This window comes from Cytobacillus sp. IB215665 (assembly GCF_033963835.1).
Lineage (GTDB): Bacteria > Bacillota > Bacilli > Bacillales > SM2101 > Nanhaiella.
The window spans coordinates 1-1112 of record NZ_JAXBME010000045.1; the positions used below are offsets into that span (position 1 = coordinate 1).

A 1112-nucleotide genomic window follows, 5' to 3' on the forward strand; every position below is an offset into this window, starting at 1 on the left:
TAAAGTAAGTGATTTAGTGTTCGATTTCATCTTATATGCTATTGGAACCGGTCCTGCAATTGCAGGAATCATATACTTATCTTTCAAAGGTTTTAATTTTTATGATTTTATGGCAATCGTTTTTCTACTGTTATTATATCCAACATTTCAATATTTCGTAGCAAGCGCTGATATACGTATGAAAGTAAGACTGATTAACGATAACAAAGGGAACAAGGTGGTAAAGAAAAAGGATGTAGCAGAAATTTATAAATTAATGGATAAGGCTGAACATAATTATATAAACCTTATAAAAGAGTTAAAACATACATATGAATGGACATTGCTTGAAATATATGATGGGAGAATAGCCAAGGTCAAAAAAGATGAAAAAATTGAGTATGTTTTACTATTGGACTTAACCAATTTAGATGAGATTCAAGGAACGGACATGTTCGATAATGTAGAGAAAATAAGAGATGAAGATGATCAATTTCATATACAGGCTAATAAGTGGTCTATAGAATCAAATGTTGTAGGTTATTGGGCACTCTGTATCACATTCACTATTATATTTGCTGCTATAGCATTAATAGCAGGGCATTTCAGCAACTTGATTCCTAATTCAGAATCAATAATTGTGGCACCGATATTACTTTCTATAAATTTATTTTTTACGATTCGTGGCTGGTATATACGTAGAACTAGATACCGTGTACGACTACTATTTAAGAAAACAATAGTGATAAAAATGAACAATGGTTGGGTAACCCTAAAAAGCAATCAAGATAAACTATCTCATAACATTAATGGACACAATTCAGAATGGCAAGTGATTGAATTGTACGATAATATAGCAAAAATTAAACAAGATGATAAAATCGAATATGCCTTTTTGATAGATCCATGTAATCAAGTTGAAGATCAAGCTACGGTTGTAAATTCAATTGATATTAATTCAAGAACCTGGTTCTCCCAAAGAAAATATTACAAGATATATTTGAGGGAGAGAGAAGGTAGAGTCTTGCTTGGTACCTATCTGTGGGCAAATGACGACAGTGAGGCTCTTGGATGGGCAGTAAAGAATGGAGATATTACATCAGAGGATTTAGCTTTGGTAGAGAGTATAAGAA

At 32.1% G+C, this 1112-nt stretch carries 1 protein-coding gene; it reads left to right on the top strand.

Translation table 11 applies throughout. From position 1 onward, the window contains the following. Positions 1-1112: hypothetical protein (locus tag SLH52_RS23210; RefSeq protein WP_320211560.1), on the top strand; the 1112-nt coding region annotated here is incomplete at both ends.